Source organism: Rhodococcus sp. GA1 (assembly GCF_024321955.1).
Lineage (GTDB): Bacteria > Actinomycetota > Actinomycetes > Mycobacteriales > Mycobacteriaceae > Rhodococcus > Rhodococcus pyridinivorans.
Map to the genome: position 1 here is coordinate 2,027,825 of NZ_CP097186.1, position 20,462 is coordinate 2,048,286.

A 20,462-nucleotide genomic window follows, 5' to 3' on the forward strand; every position below is an offset into this window, starting at 1 on the left:
CCGGAGGTCAGCTGCTGTAGACCTTGGGATCCAGCGTGCCGATGTAGGGCAGGTCGCGGTAGCGCTCGTCGTAGTCGAGTCCGTAGCCGACGACGAACTCGTCCGGGATGTCGAATCCGACGTCCTTGACCTCGACGTCGATCTTCACGGCCTCCGGCTTGCGGAGCAGCGTGACGACCTCGAGCGACGCGGGGTTGCGCGTCGAGAGGTTCTTGAGCAGCCACGACAGCGTCAGACCCGAGTCGATGATGTCCTCGACGATGAGGACGTTGCGACCGGCGATGTCCTTGTCGAGGTCCTTGAGGATGCGCACGACACCCGAGGACGAGGTCGACGACCCGTACGAACTTACGGCCATGAACTCCATCTGCGTCGGGATCGGCAGAGCGCGCGCGAAGTCGGTCATGAAGAAGATGGCGCCCTTGAGCACCCCGATGAGCAGCAGATCGCCTTCCTGCGCACCCACCGGGTAACGCTCGGCGACCGACTGCGCCAGCTCTGCGGTCCGCTCCTTGATCTGTTCTTCGGAGATCAGCACCGACGCTATGTCGTTCTCGTACACCGGGGTCCTTCCCTACCTTCTGCTGCCGGTCGCCCGGACCTTCGCCCGGTCGACGTACTCCACGGCAAGCGTGCCACGCCGACGCGACACCACCAACCTCGTCCCCGTCCGCGGGCCCCGTCCGACCGCGACCGGGCCCTGTCCGCGCCACGCCGCTACCAGATCGTCGACCGTCCGCAGCATCGTCTCGTTCGGCGTGACGGTGTGATCGATCAGCCACGATCGGAGGGCTCTGCGTCGTACTGCGGCGGGAGCCGCCGCGAGAGTGTCGGTGTCGAGCAGGTCGTCCTCGCGCCGCGCTGTCGCGAGCAGGTCGCCGGCCCAGACATCGAGGGCGTGGCCGTCGTCCTGCAGTTGCCCGGCCGTGCGCGCGAGGGCTTCGGCGACGCCCCCACCGAGCACGTCCTCGAGCAGCGGCAGTACCTCACGGCGCAGACGCACCCGCGTGAACCGGTCGTCGGTGTTGTGCGGATCCTCGTACGGGCGGTAGCCGAGTTCGTCGCACGCCCGGCGGGTCGTGTCGCGGCGCACGCCGAGCAGCGGCCGGCCCCACGGCGGGTCGAAGAGTGCCATCCCGCGGATCGAACGCAGCCCCGATCCGCGGCCGAGACCGAGCAGCACCGTCTCGGCCTGGTCGTCGAGGGTGTGCCCGAGCAACACGGTCCGGTCGTCGCGGTTCTCGTCGAGCGCCCGGTAGCGGGCCGCGCGCGCGGCGGCCTCGAGGCCTCCCCCACCGGTGACGTCCACACCGACCACCATGACGGTCGCGCAGCCGCGGGCCCGGGCGAACTCCGCGGCCCGCGCGGCGACGACCTCGGAACCGGACTGGAGGCGATGATCGACGACGACGGCGTGCACCGCCTCGGTCTCCGCGACGGCGGCGGCGGTCAGGGCGGCGGAATCGGCCCCGCCCGACAACGCGACGGTCACCGCGTCGGCCGGGTGCGCGCCCAGCCAGGCCCGCACGGCGAGGCGCACCTCGTGGATCGCCGGGGCTTCGGGCAGCAGCGGACGATCGTTGGACGGTGAAGCCACGATCAGCTCAGCACCCGCGCGATCCACGCATCGGGATGGTCGATCTCCGTCAGGGTGGGCAGGGCGTCCGGACCGGACCACACGGCGTTGAAGTCGTCCGTGCCGACCTTCGCGACGACGGCGTCGACGAACTTCTTGCCGTGCACGTACTGGGCCATCTTGGCGTCCATGCCGAGGACGAGCCGGATGAGGCGATGCACCGGGCTGCTGTTGCGGTGCCGCCGGTTGTCGAACGCCCGCCGGATCCGCGCGACCGACGGAACCACGGCCGGGCCGACACCGTCCATTACATGATCGGCGTGGCCTTCGAGCAGCGTTCCGAGCGCGAGGATCCGATCGAACGACTCGCGCTGAGACTGTGCCTGCAGCGCCCGCACGACACCGAGCATGCCCCGCTCCGACATCGCCTTGTCGCCGGGAGTACGCAGGTCCTTCACCGCCGACACCACGCGGGTCGCGACGTCGCCCATCGGTTCGTCGACCGCGGTGGCGAGGTCGGCGGCGGCCTCGCGCATCAGCTCGGCCATCCACGGTGCCTGTGCGAACTGCACGCGGTGGGTCACCTCGTGCAGGCACACCCACAGCCGGAAGTCGGCGGGCGGCACCTTCAGGGCGCGTTCGACCGCGACGACGTTGGGCGCGACGAGCAGCAGCGAACGAGAGAACGGGTCGTACTGTCCGAGCACCGCGGACGACAGGTAGGCGAGCATCGCGCCGGCCTGCGCGCCCGCCGGTTTGCCCACCCAGCGGAGGGAGGAGCCGGCCGGATCCTCGCCCGAGGTCGCGGTGAGGTCGGCCATCGACGCCGCGGCCGCACGTACCCAGCCCGGCCGGTCGACGACCTGCGCGGGCGGCGGCTCGGTTCCGTCGTCGAGACGCGTGTGCTCGCGCACCGGTCCCTCGGCGCGCGCGGCGGCCGAGAACAACTCGTCCTGCACCGCATCGCGGGTGTACCGCGACATCGCGGGTTCGGAGCGGGTGAGGCGCACGCCGACCCCGGCCGCGAACGACCAGTCGATCGCGTCGCCGAGTGCCCGCTCCTTGCCGGTCATCGGCAACCGCACTCACGCAGTACCGACGCCACGGCGTCGAGGGCGGGCCGAGCCTCGCTCGGGGACCGGCCGTTGGACAGCAGAGCGAACGACAGCACGCGGCCGTCGGAGTCGACGGTGTATCCCGTGAGTCCGTTGACCTCGGTCAGAGTGCCGGTCTTCGCCCGCACCCATCCGGCTCCGGCACGGGTCGTGGTGCCGTAGCGGTCGGCGAGCGTGCCGGTCGCTCCGGCGACGGGAAGATAGTCGAGCATGGGCCGCAGCTCCGTCCTGTTCGGTCCGGCCGCCTCGGAGATCACGCGATCGAGCGTACGAGCAGGGATCCGGTTCTCGACCGAGAGCCCGCTGACGTCGCGCAACGTCACACCGGTGACGTCCAGACCCGCTTGCTGCAGGGTACCGGTCACCGCCTTCGTCGTGCCCTCGAACGAGTGCTCGTTGCCCGTCGCGACGGCGACCTCCCGTCCGATGGTCTCCGCGAGGACGTTGTCGGATCGGCGCAGCATCTGACCGAGACGCACAGTGAGTGGCGCCGACTGGACCGACGCCATGGGCGCCGCACCGGGTGAGGCGGATCCGAGCGCTACCCGCGCGGGGTCGGCACCGAGCGCCGTCGCCAGTGCACGACCGGCGTCCAGGGCAGGCGTAGCGCTGCGAGGCGATTCGTCCTCGAGTGGGTTCGACCGGGCGCCGTCGAGCATCACCGGTTCGATGGGTGCGACGTAACCGTCGCCGACGTCCTCGGGAAACCAGCCCGGCGCGAGCGGATCCCCGCTGTACAGACTCGTGTCGACGAGGACCGTCTCGACCGTCGTGCCGCTGCGCCGGATCTGTTCGGCGAGGTCGGCGATGCGGGGACCACCGGGGTAGAAGCTCTCCTCGCCGGGCGGCATCGCCGAGAGGGTGGGGTCGCCACCCGCGATGAGGACGATCTCCCCCGGCTTCGAACCCTCGACGACACGCGTGGTGATCCGATGATCGGAGGGCAGCACGAGCATGGCGGCCGCGGCGGTGAGGATCTTCGTGGTGGAGGCCGGGATCAGCGCGCGATCGGCGTCCTTCGACCACAGCACCGTGCCGGTCGTGGGGTCGGTGATCGACCCGGCGAAGTCACCGAGGCCGGGATTGTTCACCGCCTGGTCGAGTGCCGCCGCCAGCGAGGTCGGGTCGGGCGTCGGAGCGTCGGGCGAGACCGCGGCGACCGCGGGGGTCGCGATCACCGGTGCCGGTGCGGGGAGCACGACCGCGCCGGCGGACGCCCGCACGTCGTAGATCGCGAAGGCTCCGCCCACGACGAGAGCGAGGAAACCCGCTCCCCAGATCCCGAAGAGGATCTTCATGTTCCGTCGTCGCCTGGTTGCCAGTGAACCCTGCTTCTTGTTGCCGCCCTGCCCCGTCAACACGCCTCCGCTGCATCCTGCACACACTGGTCGACCAGCTACCCGCACTTCCCGCTGCCGGCCGCACACTGCTGTGACGCACTCGGGGCCCCGGTACCTGCACCTCCAGCCTAGCGCCGCGACCGTTATCCTCTCTGCGGACCATCACCGCAGATACGGATGTCGTATCCGCCGGAAAAACACCGACGAAGTGAGGCAAGGCGTGGAGTTCGAGGTCACCATCGAGATCCCCAAGGGACAGCGGAACAAGTACGAGGTCGATCACGAGACCGGACGCGTCAAGCTCGATCGTTACCTGTACACCTCGTTCGGCTACCCGGCCGACTACGGCTACATCGAGAACACCCTCGGTGAGGACGGCGATCCGCTCGACTGCATGGTCCTGCTGCCCGAGTCGGTCTTCCCCGGCGTGATCGTCGAGGCCCGCCCCGTCGGCATGTTCAAGATGGTCGACGAGGCCGGTGGCGACGACAAGATCCTGGCCGTCCCGGCCGGCGACCCGCGGTGGGATCACGTCCAGGACATCAGCGACGTCTCGCAGTTCGAGCTCGACGCCATCAAGCACTTCTTCGTGCACTACAAGGATCTCGAGCCGGGCAAGCACGTCGAGGCCGCCGACTGGGTCGGTCGCGCCGAGGCCGAGGCCGAGGTGACCGCGTCGGTCGAGCGCCTGAAGAACAACGGCGGGCACTGACACCGAGCCTGTACAACGCGGATCCCCCGGACGATGCGATCGTCCGGGGGATCCGTCGTCTGCGGGGTCTATTCGCCCTTGAACTGCGGCGGGCGCTTCTCGAAGACGGCGGTGATCGCCTCGGTGAGGTCCTCCGACGGCAGGAACGCCGCGTTCCACGCCGCGACGTAGCGGAGGCTGTCGTCGACCTGCGGCGAGCGCGTGTGGTCGAGGACGTTCTTGATGCCCTGGACGACGAGCGGCGGGTTGGCGGCGATCTCCGCGGCGGTCGCGTGAGCGGCGGCCAGCACTGCATCGGCGTCGTCGTGGACGTCGTTGACGAGACCGATCTTCTCGGCGCGGGCGGCGTCGATGTCCTTGCCCGTGAGCGCGAGCTCGCGGACGTGACCGTCGCCGATGATGAGCGGGAGCCGGGCGAGGGTGCCGACGTCGGCGACCATTCCGACCTTGACCTCGCGGACGCTGAACTTCGCGTCGGCGCTCGCGTAGCGGATGTCGGCGGCGGAGATGAGGTCGACCGCTCCGCCGATGCACCAGCCCTGGACCGCGGCGACGACCGGCTTGCGGCAGTCGGCGACGGCCGTGATGGCCGCCTGCATGTTCTTGATCAACGTGTGGAAGTCCGTGCGCGGCTTCGCGAGCGCCTTGCCGGAGACGACGGCGCCGAGGCTGCCGCCCATGGCGACGAGGTCGAGGCCGTAGGAGAAGTTCCGGCCGGAACCGGCGAGGACGACGGCGCGGACCTCGGGGTCGGCGTCGAGCTCACCGAACAGGACGGGCAATTCCGCCCAGAAGTCGGGGCCCATGGCGTTGCCCTTGCCGGGGCCGATGAGCGTGACCTGTGCGACGTGATCCTTGCGTTCGACGGTGAACGCTTTCCAGGGCGAGTGATCGGACATTACTGAAGAGTAACTTGTGGATCTTCGTTTCGCACCGACCGCACCCCACGACACGACGACGATGCGTCCTCGGAACCGCGCCCATAGCGCGGCGATTTTCCTACTCTTGATCCATGACCAGGTCGCTGCATCCGAATGCCCACCGCGTCTCGGACACGCTCATCGCCCGCGGCCATCACGGTCTGATCGTCCAGCAGCCGGAGACCGTGCACACCGCTGAGCAGGCCGCCGCCGCGGTCGGTGTCGAGGTGGGCGCGATCGTGAAGTCGCTCGTCTTCCTGCTCGATGACGACCCGATCCTGCTGTTGGTGTCCGGGGCGCATCGCGTGTCGGTCGAGCGGACCGGCGAGCGGCTCGGTGGCGAACTCGTGCCGGCCTCCTCCGACCTGGTCACGGAGGTCACCGGCCAGCCGCTCGGTGGCGTCGCACCGCTCGGTCATCCCACGAACCTGCCCACCTACATCGACCGTGCGCTGCAGCTCCACCCGGATCTGTGGGCGTCGGGTGGATGCCCGAACACACTGTTCCGGACCGTCTATTCGGAGCTCATGCGCATCACCGCGGCGATCGACGTCGACGTGGACTGAGACCGTCCACCTACCGGTACACCGGCATCTCCATTCGGGGTACACTCACCGTCGTGACAGTCCGAGCGTGGAGCCGCAGGCATGTCGACCTGTGTCGTACCCGCTCGTGCCTCTGTGCGTTCTGAGATCCGCACCATCCCTTCCTCTTTTCCGGCGCCGCACTGCTGCGGGTAGTTGCCTGCCCGGCGCCGTTCACCTTCCGACCAGCGGAGCCCTTCCATGACCACGTCCTCCATCGAGAACCCGGCCGGCAGCTCGGTCGATTCCCCCGAACTCGTTCTCATCGTGCAGATCTCGGACACGAACGCCGGGTCGGCGGGCGATCTCGCCGCCCTCGCCGATGCTCTGCGGGAGACCGCGCTCGATCTGCTCCCGGGTGCGCGCACCCACACTCTTCTCAGCCCCGGCCCGACCCCTCTGGTCATCGATCTGCCGGCCCGCGGGCTGGTGCTCGACAATCAGCGGGTCGAGTTGAGTCACAGCGAATTCGAGATCCTCGCGCACTTGGTGCGTCGGCCCCGCGTCGTGGTGTCCCGCGCGGCATTGAGGCCGCTCGGCGCCGGATACTCGGAGAACGACGACTTCGACACCGACCGCGGCAACCGCAGTGTCGACGTCCATGTCTCCCGGATCCGTTCCAAACTGGGACGTTTCGGCAACATCATCACCACTGTCCGCGGGTCGGGCTACCGGTTCGATCCCGATCCGCGCGTACACGTCGTCGAATCACTCGACCGCCGTACGGCGTGAACGCATGCGAAGGAGGGGCAGGAGTCGAAACTCCTGCCCCTCCTTCGCAATACCGATGCGTGTCAGGAAGCGCGCACGGATGTCCGAGCGCCCTCACCGAACCGGCGCAGGACCTCGACGACGGTCGGCGAGACCTCGACGAGGCCGCGCGACTCCAGCCACGGCAGCGTTCCGTCGACGAGATGCTCGACGGTGAACGGCGCGGCGAGCGGGATCAGCGTGACGCCGTCGGCGACCTGCACGGCATGGATGTCCGCGATCAGCCCGGCGAGACCGTGCGGCGTTCCGACATAGGACAGCGTGCCGGCCTCCCCGCGAGTCGATTCCGGGCGGGTGCGCCGGGTGCGGGCGGTGCGGGCATCGGAGGCGAGGACGATCTCGACGTCGACGAGCACCGTGACCGAATCGGGATCGCGGCCCTCCTCGGCGGCCTCTGCGCGGATGCGGTCGCGCAGTTTCCCGGCTTCACGCAGGTCGGCGGCACGCACCCGCACGACGTTGGATACATCGGCGCTGAGGTCGAGCGGCGGGTCGCCGACACGTCCCAGGGTCAGGTCGGCCCAGTAGTCGGGCCCGGAGTGACCGGTGAGTTCGACGGCGACGCGCAACGGCCGGATCGCGGCGGACTCGACGACGGCCGGGTCTGCGGATACAGGGGTGACGGTGGATGCGACGGACATGGGATACCTCTCGGTACGGGCCGCGGAGCGGCACGGAGGGATCGGCCTGTGAGCCGGAAGACTGTGAGGGAGAAGACCTTCAGTCCGGACAGATTCCCGATGCCGTACGGCAGAGGTCGACATGGCGACGGCACCAGCGTGCCGCAGCGATCGTCCTCGTCCGTCCCATGCGAATTACCCTACTGATCCTATGGGGAATTGTCGACCGCTAGACGCACGGAGATGCGTCGCCGTCGGTCGCTCCGAGGCCGGGACGCGTCTCCGGCGAGGGGTTCCACACGCCGGCGGTCTTCGCGTGCACCCACGTCGGCCCGTTCTCGACCAGCAACCGGAGCGCTCCGAGGAGCCGCTCGACATCGTCGGACGAGCTGCCGAGTCCGAGCGACGCCCGGACGGCTCCGCCGGCACGACCGACCCGCGCGAGCAGCGGGTGGGCGCAGAAGCGTCCGTCACGGACGCCGATGCCGTACTCGGCGGACAGATAGGAGGCGACGTGGCCGGGCTCGTAGCCGTCGACCGTGAAGGTGACGATCCCGACACTGTCGGCCGAATCGTTCCACAGCCGAAGCACTTCCACGCCGTCGATGGCCTGCAGACCGTCGACGAGCAGGGCGCACAGGGCCTCCTCGTGACGGATCACCGCGTCGGCGTCGAAACCGGCGAGCGCATCGCACGCGGCGGCAAGGGCGGCGACGCCGAGCACGTTGGGGGTGCCGGCCTCGTGACGCGCAGGGGCGCAGGACCATTCGGTGTGATCGAGGCGCACCTCGCGCACCGCGCCGCCACCGGCGAGGTACGGCTCGGCGGCGTCGAGCCAGTCTCGGCGGCCGACGAGCACTCCCGCACCGAACGGCGCGTACAGCTTGTGGCCGGAGAAGGCGAGGTAGTCCACACCGAGCTCGACGAGATCGACACGGCGATGGGGCACGAGCTGCGCACCGTCGACGAGGATCCGGGCACCGGAAGCGTGTGCGAGCTCGGCGAGTTCGGCGATCGGCAGGACCTCACCGGTGACGTTGGAAGCACCGGTGACGGCGAGCAGGGCCGCGGGTGCGCGCTGCAGTTCGACCGCGAGACGCCATACCGTCTCGGAGACGGTGTCCGCAGCCTCGACGATACGAGAGTTCTTCCAGGGCAGCAGATTCGCATGGTGCTCGATGTCGAGCACCACGACATCGCCGGGCACCGCACTCGCGAGCAGGTTCAGCGAATCGGTGGTGTTGCGCGTGAAGACAACGACCTGGTCGTCGGCCGCGCCGACGAAGCGCGACACGGAGGAGCGGGCGTCCTCGTATGCGGTGGTGCTGATCCGCGAAGCGTATCCGGCGCCGCGGTGCACGCTCGCATAGAAGGGCAGCAGCTCGGTGATGCGGTCGGTGACGGCGGACAGCGCCGGTGCGCTCGCCGCGTAGTCGAAGTTCGCATAGGTGCAGGTACCCCCCTGGACGAGCGGAACCTGCACGTCACAGCCGGAAACGGTGGCAAAGGGAGCGATGCAGGTGGTGGTGGCTACAGCAGTCATGACAAATCCCTTGTGTACTCGGGGACCCGCCGGTGACGCCTACGACGGAGAATTCTCGTCGCCGGCGGAGTCCGCGCTTGCCGTGTCCGGTAGTGGATTCACGGCCCGGTCGTCACCCGGAGCACCCCACCGCGGTTGGAGGGTTGCCGACCAGCTAGCCGGGGCTTGACGCTGGTACTCATGACCTGGCGAAGAGAATGGCAGGACGACCGGGCCGTGTCAACCCCGCACAGCTCCGCGTCGCCCGGCACCGCACGACGCCGACACGCGTTCTGCGCGCCGAACGTTCACCTGCCGTCCACCCGGACGTGAGATAACCGGAAGCACCATCGAGCAGAAGGACCCGCGGAATTGCCAGCCATAACCTCGACCCCCGTCGGCCGGTCCCCCATCCCCGACGAGTTCCTCCGCGCGTCGCACGCTCCACCCGCCCGCACCCTCGTCGACCTGCTGCGGAGCACTGCCGAAGCACATCCCGACGCCCCCGCGATCGACGACGGCGCGACGGTCCTCGAATACGCCGAACTGGTCGAGGCGGTGATCGCCGGTGCGTATGCGCTGAACGACGCGGGCGTCGGGGCCGGCGACAGGGTCGGGGTCCGCATGACCTCCGGGCGCAGCGACCTGTATGTGACGATTCTCTCCATTCTCGCCGCGGGCGCCGCGTACGTCCCCGTCGACGCCGACGATCCCGACGAGCGGGCCGAACTCGTGTTCTCGGAAGCGCAGGTCACCGCCATCGTCACGGACGAGGGCATCGGACCGGGCACGGCCGCGCCGTCGGGCACCCCGGTGGTGCGGGGCCCGAACCTCGATGACGACGCGTGGATCATCTTCACCTCCGGTTCAACCGGAACACCGAAGGGTGTCGCCGTCACCCACCGCAATGCGGCGGCCTTCGTCGACGCGGAAGCGCGAATGTTCTGCCAAGGGGAGCCGCTCGGTCCCGGCGACCGGGTCCTGGCCGGGCTGTCCGTGGCGTTCGACGCCTCGTGCGAGGAGATGTGGCTCGCCTGGCGGCACGGCGCCTGCCTGGTTCCGGCGCCCCGCGCGCTCGTCCGCTCCGGCATGGACCTCGGGCCGTGGCTCGTCTCGCGCAACATCAACGTCGTCTCCACGGTGCCCACCCTCGCGGCGATGTGGCCGGCCGAAGCCCTCGAGGCGGTGCGTTTGCTCATCTTCGGTGGCGAGGCCTGCCCACCCGATCTCGTCGAACGTCTCGCGGTTCCGGGACGCGAGGTGTGGAACACCTACGGCCCCACCGAGGCGACGGTCGTGGCCTGCGCGTCGCTGATGGACGGCACCGGACCGGTCCGCATCGGCCTGCCCCTCGACGGATGGGATCTCGCCGTCGTGGACGCCGACGGCAACCCCGTCGAGGAGGGCGCGACCGGTGAACTCGTCATCGGTGGTGTCGGCCTCGCGCGCTACCTCGATCCGGCGAAGGACGCCGAGAAGTACGCTCCGATGCCCACGCTCGGCTGGGACCGCGCCTACCGCAGCGGTGATCTCGTGACGCTCGACCGCGCCGGTCTGCTGTTCCAGGGACGCGCCGACGACCAGGTCAAGATCGGTGGCCGCCGCATCGAACTCGGCGAGGTCGACAACGCACTGCAGAACCTGCCCGGCGTGGCGGGCGGTGCGTGCGCGGTCCGCAAGACGGCCGCGGGACATTCGATCCTCGTGGGATACCTCGCCTCCACCGATCCGGACTTCGACATCGCGTCGGCCCACGACCTGCTGTCCGAACAACTCCCGGCCGCGCTCGTCCCCCGACTCGCGCTCGTCGACGAACTGCCCACCCGCACGTCCGGCAAGGTCGACCGCAACGCTCTGCCGTGGCCGCTGCCCGGCGCCGATGCCGACTCGGTGGAAGCACTCGGTCTCGATCCCACCGCCGAATGGGTCGCCGAACTGTGGACCGACATCCTCGGCGCCCGGATCGAGGGCGTCGACGACGACTTCTTCGAACTCGGCGGTGGTTCCCTCGCGGCGGCGCAACTCGTCACGGCGCTGCGGAGCCGGTATCCGGAGATGACCGTCGCAGAACTGTACGACCACCCGAGGCTCGGATCGCTCGCCGTCTACCTCGACGAACTCGCGCCGACGGAAGCGGCGACACCGCGAGAGGTGACCCCGGTGCCGCGGCTCGCCCAGCTCGGGCAGATCGCCGTGACCGCCGTCCTCACCACCCTCACCGGACTGCAGTGGGTGACCTGGCTGGCGATCCTGAACAACGTCGTCGCGCTCGTCGTGGACGTGCCGTGGACCGTCACCCTGTCGTGGTGGTGGGTCGCGCTCGGTGTCCTGCTGTTCCTCACGCCCGCCGGGCGCATGGCGATCTCCGTCGCGGGTTCGCGTCTGCTCCTGCGCGGCATAGAGCCCGGAAGCTACCCACGCGGTGGGAGCGTCCATCTCCGGCTGTGGACGGCTCTGCGACTGTCCGAGGCCGTGGGTGCCGTGAACATCTCGAGCGCTCCCTGGATGCGGCAGTACGCGCGGGCGCTGGGAGCGAAGGTCGGCCGCGACGTCGACCTGCACAGTCTTCCACCGGTCACCGGTCTCCTCGAACTCGGCGACGGGTGTGCCGTCGAGCCGGAGGTGGACCTCGGCGGCTACTGGGTGGACGGCGACGTCGTCCACATCGGAAGCATCCGGATCGGTGCCGGCGCCACGGTGGGCGCCCGCTCGTTCCTGGCCCCCGGCGCGCGGATCGGTAAGGACGCCGAAGTGGAGGCCGGATCCGCGGTGTTCGGTCGCGTGAAGGCCGGGCAGAACTGGTCGGGCTCCCCCGCCCGCAAGGCCGGCAAGGCCGACCGGCCGTGGCCCGCCGCGACACCGCCGCGGGGCGGCAGGTGGGTGCCGGTCTACGCGCTGTCGTCGATCCTGCTCGGCGGCCTGCCCGTCGTCTCGATCGCCGCCGGGGTCGCGCTGCTCGTGTGGTGGGTGCACGACACCCCCACCGTCTCCGACGCCGTGGTGCACTCCCTGGCGATGCTGCCCGTCGCGGCGCTGCTGACGATGTTCGTCTTCGCCCTGCTCACCCTGACGGCCGTGCGACTGCTTGCCGTCGGGATGACCGAGGGCTGGCATCCCGTGCGCAGCCGCGTGGGCTGGCAGGTGTGGTTCACCGAGCGCCTCATGGACTCCTCGCGCACCTTCCTGTTCCCGCTCTACGCGTCGATGCTCACCCCGATCTGGCTCCGATTGCTCGGCGCCGACATCGGTAAGGACGTCGAGGCGTCGACCGTGCTGATGGTTCCCAAGTTCACCAAGGTCGCCGATGGAGCGTTCCTCGCCGACGACACGATGGTCGCCTCCTACGAACTCGGCGGCGGGTGGCTGTACATCTCGCATGCGAAGGTCGGCAAGCGTGCCTTCCTCGGCAACTCGGGTATGGCGGCGCCGGGTCGGCGCGTCCCGAAGCACGGGCTCGTCGCGGTGCTCTCCGCGGCTCCGGAGAAGGCGAAATCCGGCTCGTCGTGGCTGGGCAGTCCCCCGGTGCGCCTGCGGCGCGCAAGCGGTGACAGCGACGCGAGCCGCACCTTCGCACCGCCGCTGAAACTGAAGATCGCGCGCGGCGCGGTGGAGACCTTCCGGCTCGTGCCCATGGTCGTCACCTACGGCATCGGGCTCGGTGTGCTCTTCGCACTCAACACCCTCGCCGTGCACTGGGGCTATCTCGCCGCTGCGCTGCTGGGCGGTCTCGTGCTCATGGTGGCCGGAGCGGTGGCGTGCCTCGTGACCGTGATCGCGAAATGGCTCGTCGTCGGTCGGATCGGACGCGTCGAGCACCCGCTGTGGAGTTCGTTCGTGTGGCGCAACGAGGTCTCCGACACCTTCGTGGAGACCGTGGCGGCACCGTGGTTCGCCCGGGCCGCGGCGGGCACCGCCGTGATGAACCTGTGGCTGCGCGCACTGGGGTCGAGGATCGGGCGCGGTGTGTGGTGCGAGAGCTACTGGCTGCCCGAGGCCGACCTGGTGTCCCTGGGCGACGGTGCGACCGTCGAACGCGGTTGCGTTGTACAGACCCACCTGTTCCATGATCGGATCATGTCCATGGACACCGTGACCCTCGGCGCCGGCGCCACGCTCGGCCCCCAATGCGTCGCGTTGCCCGCCTCGGGCATCGGCGACGGTGCCACCGTCGGCCCGGCCTCGCTGGTGATGCGCGGCGACGTCGTCCCGCCGTCCACTCGCTGGCAGGGCAATCCGATCACGCCGTGGACCACGCCGAACGACTGGTCGCCGCGGTGAAGCCCATCAAGGCCGCCAAGCCCGTCGCGCCGGTCGCCGCGGACCGGCCGCTCGACCCTTATCTGCCCGAGAGCGGGAACCGCGGCTACCGGGCCTCCCGCTACGAACTCGAACTCACCTACAAGGTCGTGTCCAATCGGCTCGACGGCCGGGCGAAGATCATCGCCACGACTACGGACGTGCGCGCCAAGTATTCGCTCGATCTCGCGCAGTCGATGCGAGTCACGAAGGTGACCGTCAACGGGCGACGTCCCGCCAAGTTCGCGCATCGTGGCGGCAAGCTCACCGTCACCCCCGCCGAGAAACTCCCTGCCGGGGCGGTCCTCGTCTTCGGTGTGCAGTACTCGGGAACCCCCACCCCACTGCGGACCATGTGGGGTGAGGTCGGTTGGGAAGAACTCGACGAGGGTTCGCTCGTCGCGAGTCAGCCCAACGGCGCACCCACCTGGTTCCCCTGCGACGACCATCCCGGTTCGAAAGCCACCTACCGCATCGCGGTCACCACCGACGCTCCGTTCGTCGCGATCGCGAACGGCACCCTCGTGCACAAGACCACGAAGGCGAGTCGCACCACCCGCGTCTACGAGCAACCCGAACCCATGGCGACCTATCTCGCCACGGTCCAGACCGGGCACTACGAGATACGCACCCTCTCAAACGAACCCGTGCCCCAGTACGGCATCCATCCGCCTCGGTTGCGCGCGGCGTTCGATCGGGACTTCGCTCGCCAGACCGAGATGCTCGAGTTGTTCACGCGCCTGTTCGGCCCGTACCCGTTCGCGCACTACACCGCTCTGGTGACCGACGACGACCTCGAGATCCCCCTCGAAGCACAGGGATTGTCGATCTTCGGCGCGAACTTCTGCGACGGCACCGGCCGCGAGGAACGGCTCGTCGCACACGAGTTGGCGCACCAGTGGTTCGGCAACAGCCTCACGCTGAACCGTTGGTGCGACATCTGGCTCCACGAAGGATTCGCGTGCTACGCGGAGTGGTTGTGGTCGGAGAACTCGGGCGGCAGGTCGGCGCATGCACATGCGCTCGACGCCCACCGGGGTCTGGCCCACAAGCCGCAGGACATCCTGCTCGAGGATCCGGGCCCGAAGGACATGTTCGACGACCGCATCTACAAGCGCGGAGCACTGACTTTGCACGCCCTGCGAGTGCAGCTCGGCGATGAGCCGTTCTTCACCCTCCTACGGACGTGGACCGCGGAACACCGGCACGGCAACGTGACGACGGCGCAGTTCAAGGATCTCGCCGCACGTTTCTCGGACGTCTCGCTCCGGCCGCTGTGGGAGGCGTGGTTGAGCACGCGAGAGCTTCCCCCGGCACCGACCGCCTAGTTCCGAGGGCGCAGAGATGCATCCAGTGCGCTCATCAACTGTCCGACACGACTTCTCGAGGTAGGGGCGATCGGATATCTGGCTCTTCGCACTTGGTAGGGGCTGGTGCCGATCGACCCCGTTGCCGTGTCGGTGATTGAAAAAGGGCCCGCGCCCTTGTGAGCTGGGTGTTCTCAGGCATCCAGGACAGCAAGGAACGCGGGCATGCACCACGGTAGTTCATTGCTGCTCGATCTCGACGGCCTCGTCGTCGAATCGGTGCAGCGCACGGTCGAGGGCAGCCGGATCGTGCAGATCGCGACGGCACCCGAATGGGTCGGGGTCTGTCCGGAGTGCGGGCAGAAGTCCACGCGTTCGAAGGGTTGGGTCACCACCAGACCGCGGGATGTGCAGGTCGGACCCGACCGTCCGCTGTTGGTGTGGCGGAAACGGAAATGGTTGTGCACCAATACCTCCTGTGACCGTAAGGTGTTCACCGAGTCGACGCCGGGGGTGCCGTCCCGGGCGCGGGTCACGCCCCGAGCGAAGGCGCTGCTGGTCGAGGCGGTCCTCGACGGGGACCGGTCGGTGTCCGCGGTCGCGGGCGACTACGGGTGCGCCTGGCACACCGTCCACGAGCACCTCGTCGTGGTCGCCGACGCCGCCCTTGGCGACGAACCCGAACCGGTGGTCGTCCTCGGGATCGATGAGACCCGACGCGGGAAGGCGAAATGGGAAACTTGCCCCGAGACCGGGGAACGGAGATGGGTGGACCGGTGGGACACCGGACTGGTCGACCTGACCGGCGATCAAGGGTTGCTGGCGCAGGTCAACGGACGCACCTCGGCGGTGGTGATCGACTGGTTCGACGCCCGCGACGAGACGTGGAAGGCACAGATCACCCATGTCGCGATCGACATGTCGTCGGTGTATGCGAAGGCGGTGCGCGAGGCACTGCCGCACGCACAACTGGTGGTGGACCGGTTCCACCTGGTCAAGAAGGCCAACGAGATGGTCGATACCGTCCGGCGCAGGGTCACCCAGGCCGAGCGGGGTCGGCGCGGCCGCAAGAGCGATGTCGAATGGATCAATCGACGACGGTTGTTGCGGGCCGCGGAGCGCCTAACCGATGAGCAACGATCGGCCCTGTTCGAGAAGCTGACCTCCGCCGACCCGCACGGGGACATCGCTGCGGCATGGATCGCGAAGGAACTGCTGCGCGATGTGTTGCGCTGCACCGATCGTGGTGGCCTTCGCCATGAGATCCGGGACAGACTGTATCGGTTCTACACGTTCTGCGCGGCATGCCGTGTCCCGGAGATCGGCAAGCTGGCGACGACCGTCTCGGCGTGGCAGGAACCGATGATCCTGGCGATCACCACCGGCCTGTCGAATGCGCGCAGTGAAGGCTACAACCGCATCGTCAAGCACGTCGGCCGTATCGCGTTCGGGTTCCGTACCCCGGAGAACCAACGCCGCCGGGTACGGTGGGCCTGCACTCGTCGATCACGTCGGGTCGCACCCAGCCGGCGCCAATGCCACTGCTAACTGCGAAGAGCCGGATATCTGGACAGGACGTCGACCACCACGGGGGTCGCACGGCGCCGGGCGTCGTCGAGCGAGTCCTCAGCTGCCGTCGGGTCTCCGCCCGCACGGAGTTCGGCGATGCGCGCGACACTCGCAGCGGTACGCAGGATGTGCCCGACCTGAGTGGCCTTCGCGATCGGGTGCAGATAGGCAGCCGCGGCGGCATCGCCGGCACACCGCGCGGCGAGGGAAGCCGCTTCCGTCGGTGCATCCTTCGCAGCTCGGTGCGCATCCAGGGCGGCGACGCGCTGGAGTCTCGTTCGTCGCGCACCGTCAACGAATTCTCGCGCCGCATCGAGTGCTGAACGTGGACGACGGTCCTCGGGCACGGATTCCTCGAAGACGGGAAGCACGTCCTGTGCACTCTCCGTCACGTATCGGACGACCGCCCGCAGTTCGTCCATGGTGAGTTCGAAATCACCGGTCACGCTTGTCGCCGGTCCGTTCCGTCCCACGTATCCGAGCATAGCCCGACCGAATGTCCGCGTACGAGAAAAGGGGACCCGCGAAAGCGGTTCCCCTCCTCAAAGCCGAAGACCCCCAACAATGTTGGGGGTCTTCGGTAACGGGTGTTCGGCGGTGTCCTACTCTCCCACACCCTGTCGAGTGCAGTACCATCGGCGCAGACAGGCTTAGCTTCCGGGTTCGGAATGGGACCGGGCGTTTCCCTGTCGCTATGACCGCCGTAACTCTATGAAACAATAGTCCACGCAGATTCCTCGAATCACCTGCTGCTGCAGGATTTTCGGATCTGTGTGTGTTGTTTCAGATACCGCACAGTGGACGCGTAACATCTTCGTGGTAAGTCCTCGGCCTATTAGTACCGGTCACCTCCACCCATTGCTGGGCTTCCAGTTCCGGCCTATCAACCCGGTGGTCTGCCGGGGGCCTTACCCCCTCGAGGGGGTGAGAAACCTCATCTTGGAACAGGCTTCCCGCTTAGATGCTTTCAGCGGTTATCCCTTCCGAACGTAGCCAACCAGCCATGCCCCTGGCGGGACAACTGGCACACCAGAGGTTCGTCCGTCCCGGTCCTCTCGTACTAGGGACAGCCTTCCTCAAGTTTCTAACGCGCGCGGCGGATAGAGACCGAACTGTCTCACGACGTTCTAAACCCAGCTCGCGTGCCGCTTTAATGGGCGAACAGCCCAACCCTTGGGACCTACTCCAGCCCCAGGATGCGACGAGCCGACATCGAGGTGCCAAACCATCCCGTCGATATGGACTCTTGGGGAAGATCAGCCTGTTATCCCCGGGGTACCTTTTATCCGTTGAGCGACACCGCTTCCACATGCCGGTGCCGGATCACTAGTCCCGACTTTCGTCCCTGCTCGACCTGTCAGTCTCACAGTCAAGCTCCCTTGTGCACTTGCACTCGACACCTGATTGCCAACCAGGCTGAGGGAACCTTTGGGCGCCTCCGTTACATTTTGGGAGGCAACCGCCCCAGTTAAACTACCCACCAGGCACTGTCCCTGAACCAGATCATGGTCCGAGGTTAGAGGTCCAATACGATCAGAGTGGTATTTCAACAACGACTCCACCCATACTGGCGTATGAGCTTCACAGTCTCCCACCTATCCTACACAAACCGAACCGAACACCAATACCAAGCTATAGTGAAGGTCCCGGGGTCTTTTCGTCCTGCCGCGCGTAACGAGCATCTTTACTCGTAATGCAATTTCGCCGAGTCTGTGGTCGAGACAGCAGAGAAGTCGTTACGCCATTCGTGCAGGTCGGAACTTACCCGACAAGGAATTTCGCTACCTTAGGATGGTTATAGTTACCACCGCCGTTTACTGGGGCTTAAATTCTCAGCTTCGCGGATTGCTCCGCTAACCGGTCCTCTTAACCTTCCAGCACCGGGCAGGCGTCAGTCCGTATACATCGTCTTACGACTTCGCACGGACCTGTGTTTTTAGTAAACAGTCGCTTCTCTCTGGTCTCTGCGACCACCCCCAGCTCGGACCGCAAGGGCCGTCACCGAGCGTGGTCCCCCTTCTCCCGAAGTTACGGGGGCATTTTGCCGAGTTCCTTAACCACAGTTCTCTCGATCGCCTCGGTATTCTCTACCTGACCACCTGTGTCGGTTTGGGGTACGGGCCGTGTACCAACTCACTAGAGGCTTTTCTCGGCAGCATAGGATCACTGAATTCCCCTCAACGGGTACGCATCACCTCTCAGGCTGCATGAACGGCGGATTTGCCTACCATTCGCCCTACCGGCTTACACCAGGTACTCCATCACCTGGCCCAGCTACCTTCCTGCGTCACCCCATCGCTTGACTACTACAATCAGGGTCCCGTGCAGCCATCCCCACAGTTCCCGAAGGAACAGCGGAAACTTTTGGACGGTTAGCACAACTGATTCGCCATTGGGCGCGGATACACGGGTACGGGAATATCAACCCGTTGTCCATCGACTACGCCTGTCGGCCTCGCCTTAGGTCCCGACTCACCCTGGGCGGATTAACCTGGCCCAGGAACCCTTGGTCATCCGGCGGACGAGTTTCTCACTCGTCTTTCGCTACTCATGCCTGCATTCTCACTCGCGCAGCCTCCACACCTGGATCACTCCGGCGCTTCCACGGCTGCACGACGCTCCCCTACCCACCCACACCACTGCACACGTTCCCGCAGGAACGAATGGGTGTTGTGTGAGTGCCGCGGCTTCGGCGGTGTACTTGAGCCCCGCTACATTGTCGGCGCAGAACCACTTGACCAGTGAGCTATTACGCACTCTTTCAAGGGTGGCTGCTTCTAAGCCAACCTCCTGGTTGTCTCAGCGATCCCACATCCTTTTCCACTTAGTACACGCTTAGGGGCCTTAGCCGGCGATCTGGGCTGTTTCCCTCTCGACTACGAAGCTTATCCCCCGCAGTCTCACTGCCGCGCTCTCACTCACCGGCATTCGGAGTTTGGCTGATTTCGGTAAGCTTGTGGGCCCCCTAGACCATCCAGTAGCTCTACCTCCGGTGAGAAACACGCGACGCTGCACCTAAATGCATTTCGGGGAGAACCAGCTATCACGGAGTTTGATTGGCCTTTCACCCCTACCCACAACTCATCCCCTCAGTTTTCAACCTAAGTGGGTTCGGGCCTCCACGACGTCTTACCATCGCTTCACCCTGGCCATGGGTAGATCACTCCGCTTCGGGTCTAGAACATGCCACTACATACGCCCTATTCGGACTCGCTTTCGCTACGACTACCCCACACGGGTTAACCTCGCGACATGCCACTAACTCGCAGGCTCATTCTTCAAAAGGCACGCCATCACCCACCACGAACTGAATCGTGCATCGGCTCTGACGGATTGTAAGCGCACGGTTTCAGGTACTATTTCACTCCCCTCCCGGGGTACTTTTCACCTTTCCCTCACGGTACTAGTCCGCTATCGGTCACCAGGGAGTATTCAGGCTTATCGGGTGGTCCCGACAGATTCACACCGGATTTCACGGGCCCGGTGCTACTCGGGTACTTCTCACGAGAGCCGGCAAGTTTTCGTCTACGGGATTCTCACCCTCTACGACAGGCCGTTCCAGACCACTTCGACTAACCAACCGGTTTCTTACTCTCGCCCGTCATGACAGTGACGGGAAGAAAAGCCCCACAACCCCGAATACACAACCCCTGCCAGGTATCACATGTACTCGGTTTAGCCTCATCCGCTTTCGCTCGCCACTACTCACGGAATCACATGTTGTTTTCTCTTCCTGTGGGTACTGAGATGTTTCACTTCCCCACGTTCCCTCCACACACCCTATATATTCAGATGCGGGTAACACGACATCACTCGTGCTGGGTTTCCCCATTCGGAAATCCTCGGATCACAGCTCGGTTGACAGCTCCCCGAGGCATATCGCAGCCTCCCACGTCCTTCATCGGCTCCTGGTGCCAAGGCATCCACCGTACGCTCATAAACACTTACAACAAAGATGCTCGCGTCCACTGTGCAGTTCTCAAACAACACACAACAACCCCTACCGCAAGAAAACCGATTTCCTTGTTTCGCGGATCATCGTCGCTGATCAAACACATTGCGTGTTCTCTCAGGACCCAACAGTGCACCGATATAACCACCGCACACCACCACTATCGGATGATGCATAC

The 20,462-nt window shown here is 66.6% G+C and carries 13 protein-coding genes, 2 rRNA genes, 1 pseudogene and 1 riboswitch; of the genes and pseudogenes, 6 read left to right on the forward strand and 10 right to left on the reverse strand.

Annotated features, from left to right (window positions below):
• Nucleotides 1-7 precede the first annotated feature (7 nt).
• Genes hpt through dacB form a run of 4 tightly spaced genes read right to left on the reverse strand, consistent with a single transcriptional unit; the run spans nucleotide 8 to nucleotide 3,989 of the window.
• Entirely contained in the window at nucleotides 8-562 is a 555-nt protein-coding gene (gene hpt, locus M3330_RS09515; protein WP_255028561.1) for a hypoxanthine phosphoribosyltransferase, read from the reverse strand.
• A 12-nt stretch (nucleotides 563-574) separates the two neighbouring features.
• Nucleotides 575-1,624 carry a tRNA lysidine(34) synthetase TilS gene (gene tilS / locus M3330_RS09520; protein WP_051424879.1) on the reverse strand — a complete coding sequence of 350 codons (1,050 nt, stop codon included), beginning with the start codon at nucleotides 1,622-1,624 and terminating at the stop codon, nucleotides 575-577.
• Nucleotides 1,600-2,649 carry a zinc-dependent metalloprotease gene (locus tag M3330_RS09525; protein ID WP_033096982.1) on the reverse strand — a complete coding sequence of 350 codons (1,050 nt, stop codon included), beginning with the start codon at nucleotides 2,647-2,649 and terminating at the stop codon, nucleotides 1,600-1,602. The genes tilS and M3330_RS09525 overlap by 25 nt, the downstream gene beginning before the upstream one ends.
• On the reverse strand, nucleotides 2,646-3,989 hold the full coding sequence (gene dacB / locus M3330_RS09530) for a D-alanyl-D-alanine carboxypeptidase/D-alanyl-D-alanine-endopeptidase (protein ID WP_052227210.1): 1,344 nt from the start codon (nucleotides 3,987-3,989) through the stop codon (nucleotides 2,646-2,648). Before dacB ends, M3330_RS09525 begins: the two co-directional genes overlap by 4 nt.
• A 262-nt stretch (nucleotides 3,990-4,251) precedes the next feature.
• Between dacB and M3330_RS09535 the strand changes: the two genes are divergently transcribed.
• The gene (locus M3330_RS09535; protein WP_006550524.1) at nucleotides 4,252-4,743 is read left to right on the forward strand and encodes an inorganic diphosphatase; all 492 of its coding nucleotides are present in this window, start codon (nucleotides 4,252-4,254) and stop codon (nucleotides 4,741-4,743) included.
• Between the two features lie 68 nt (nucleotides 4,744-4,811).
• Here M3330_RS09535 and M3330_RS09540 read toward each other — a convergent pair whose 3' ends face one another.
• Entirely contained in the window at nucleotides 4,812-5,642 is an 831-nt protein-coding gene (locus M3330_RS09540; protein WP_255028562.1) for a crotonase/enoyl-CoA hydratase family protein, read from the reverse strand.
• A 113-nt stretch (nucleotides 5,643-5,755) separates the two neighbouring features.
• On the opposite strand from M3330_RS09540, the gene M3330_RS09545 reads away from it, so the two are divergent.
• Both M3330_RS09545 and M3330_RS09550 read left to right on the forward strand, forming a co-directional pair.
• Entirely contained in the window at nucleotides 5,756-6,229 is a 474-nt protein-coding gene (locus tag M3330_RS09545) for a YbaK/EbsC family protein (RefSeq protein ID WP_006550527.1), read from the forward strand.
• Nucleotides 6,230-6,448: 219 nt separating this feature from the next.
• Nucleotides 6,449-6,979, forward strand: coding sequence for a winged helix-turn-helix domain-containing protein (locus M3330_RS09550; RefSeq protein WP_006550528.1), 531 nt, complete (start codon nucleotides 6,449-6,451; stop codon nucleotides 6,977-6,979).
• Nucleotides 6,980-7,041: 62 nt separating this feature from the next.
• Here M3330_RS09550 and M3330_RS09555 read toward each other — a convergent pair whose 3' ends face one another.
• Together M3330_RS09555 and M3330_RS09560 are read right to left on the reverse strand one after the other, a co-directional pair.
• Nucleotides 7,042-7,659, reverse strand: a complete 618-nt coding sequence (locus tag M3330_RS09555; protein WP_083543709.1) for an LLM class flavin-dependent oxidoreductase — start codon at nucleotides 7,657-7,659, stop codon at nucleotides 7,042-7,044.
• A gap of 208 nt (nucleotides 7,660-7,867) precedes the next feature.
• Nucleotides 7,868-9,181, reverse strand: coding sequence for an aminotransferase class V-fold PLP-dependent enzyme (locus M3330_RS09560; protein WP_039957820.1), 1,314 nt, complete (start codon nucleotides 9,179-9,181; stop codon nucleotides 7,868-7,870).
• A gap of 68 nt (nucleotides 9,182-9,249) precedes the next feature.
• Nucleotides 9,250-9,367, reverse strand: a riboswitch (SAM riboswitch).
• 165 nt (nucleotides 9,368-9,532) lie between these two features.
• Between M3330_RS09560 and M3330_RS09565 the strand changes: the two genes are divergently transcribed.
• From M3330_RS09565 to M3330_RS09575, 3 genes and pseudogenes are all read left to right on the forward strand, one after another.
• On the forward strand, nucleotides 9,533-13,438 hold the full coding sequence (locus M3330_RS09565; protein ID WP_255028563.1) for a Pls/PosA family non-ribosomal peptide synthetase: 3,906 nt from the start codon (nucleotides 9,533-9,535) through the stop codon (nucleotides 13,436-13,438).
• Complete coding sequence (locus M3330_RS09570; protein ID WP_170318479.1) at nucleotides 13,423-14,784, forward strand: M1 family metallopeptidase; 1,362 nt, start codon at nucleotides 13,423-13,425, stop codon at nucleotides 14,782-14,784. Before M3330_RS09565 ends, M3330_RS09570 begins: the two co-directional genes overlap by 16 nt.
• Nucleotides 14,785-14,942: 158 nt before the next feature.
• Nucleotides 14,943-16,311: pseudogene (locus M3330_RS09575) on the forward strand (ISL3 family transposase).
• Here M3330_RS09575 and M3330_RS09580 read toward each other — a convergent pair.
• From M3330_RS09580 to M3330_RS09590, 3 genes are all read right to left on the reverse strand, one after another.
• Entirely contained in the window at nucleotides 16,308-16,754 is a 447-nt protein-coding gene (locus M3330_RS09580; RefSeq protein WP_255028877.1) for a putative immunity protein, read from the reverse strand. The pseudogene M3330_RS09575 and the gene M3330_RS09580 overlap by 4 nt on opposite strands.
• Before the next feature lie 167 nt (nucleotides 16,755-16,921).
• Nucleotides 16,922-17,038: ribosomal RNA gene (gene rrf, locus M3330_RS09585) — 5S ribosomal RNA — on the reverse strand.
• A gap of 109 nt (nucleotides 17,039-17,147) precedes the next feature.
• Nucleotides 17,148-20,282, reverse strand: a 23S ribosomal RNA gene (locus M3330_RS09590).
• Nucleotides 20,283-20,462 lie beyond the last annotated feature (180 nt).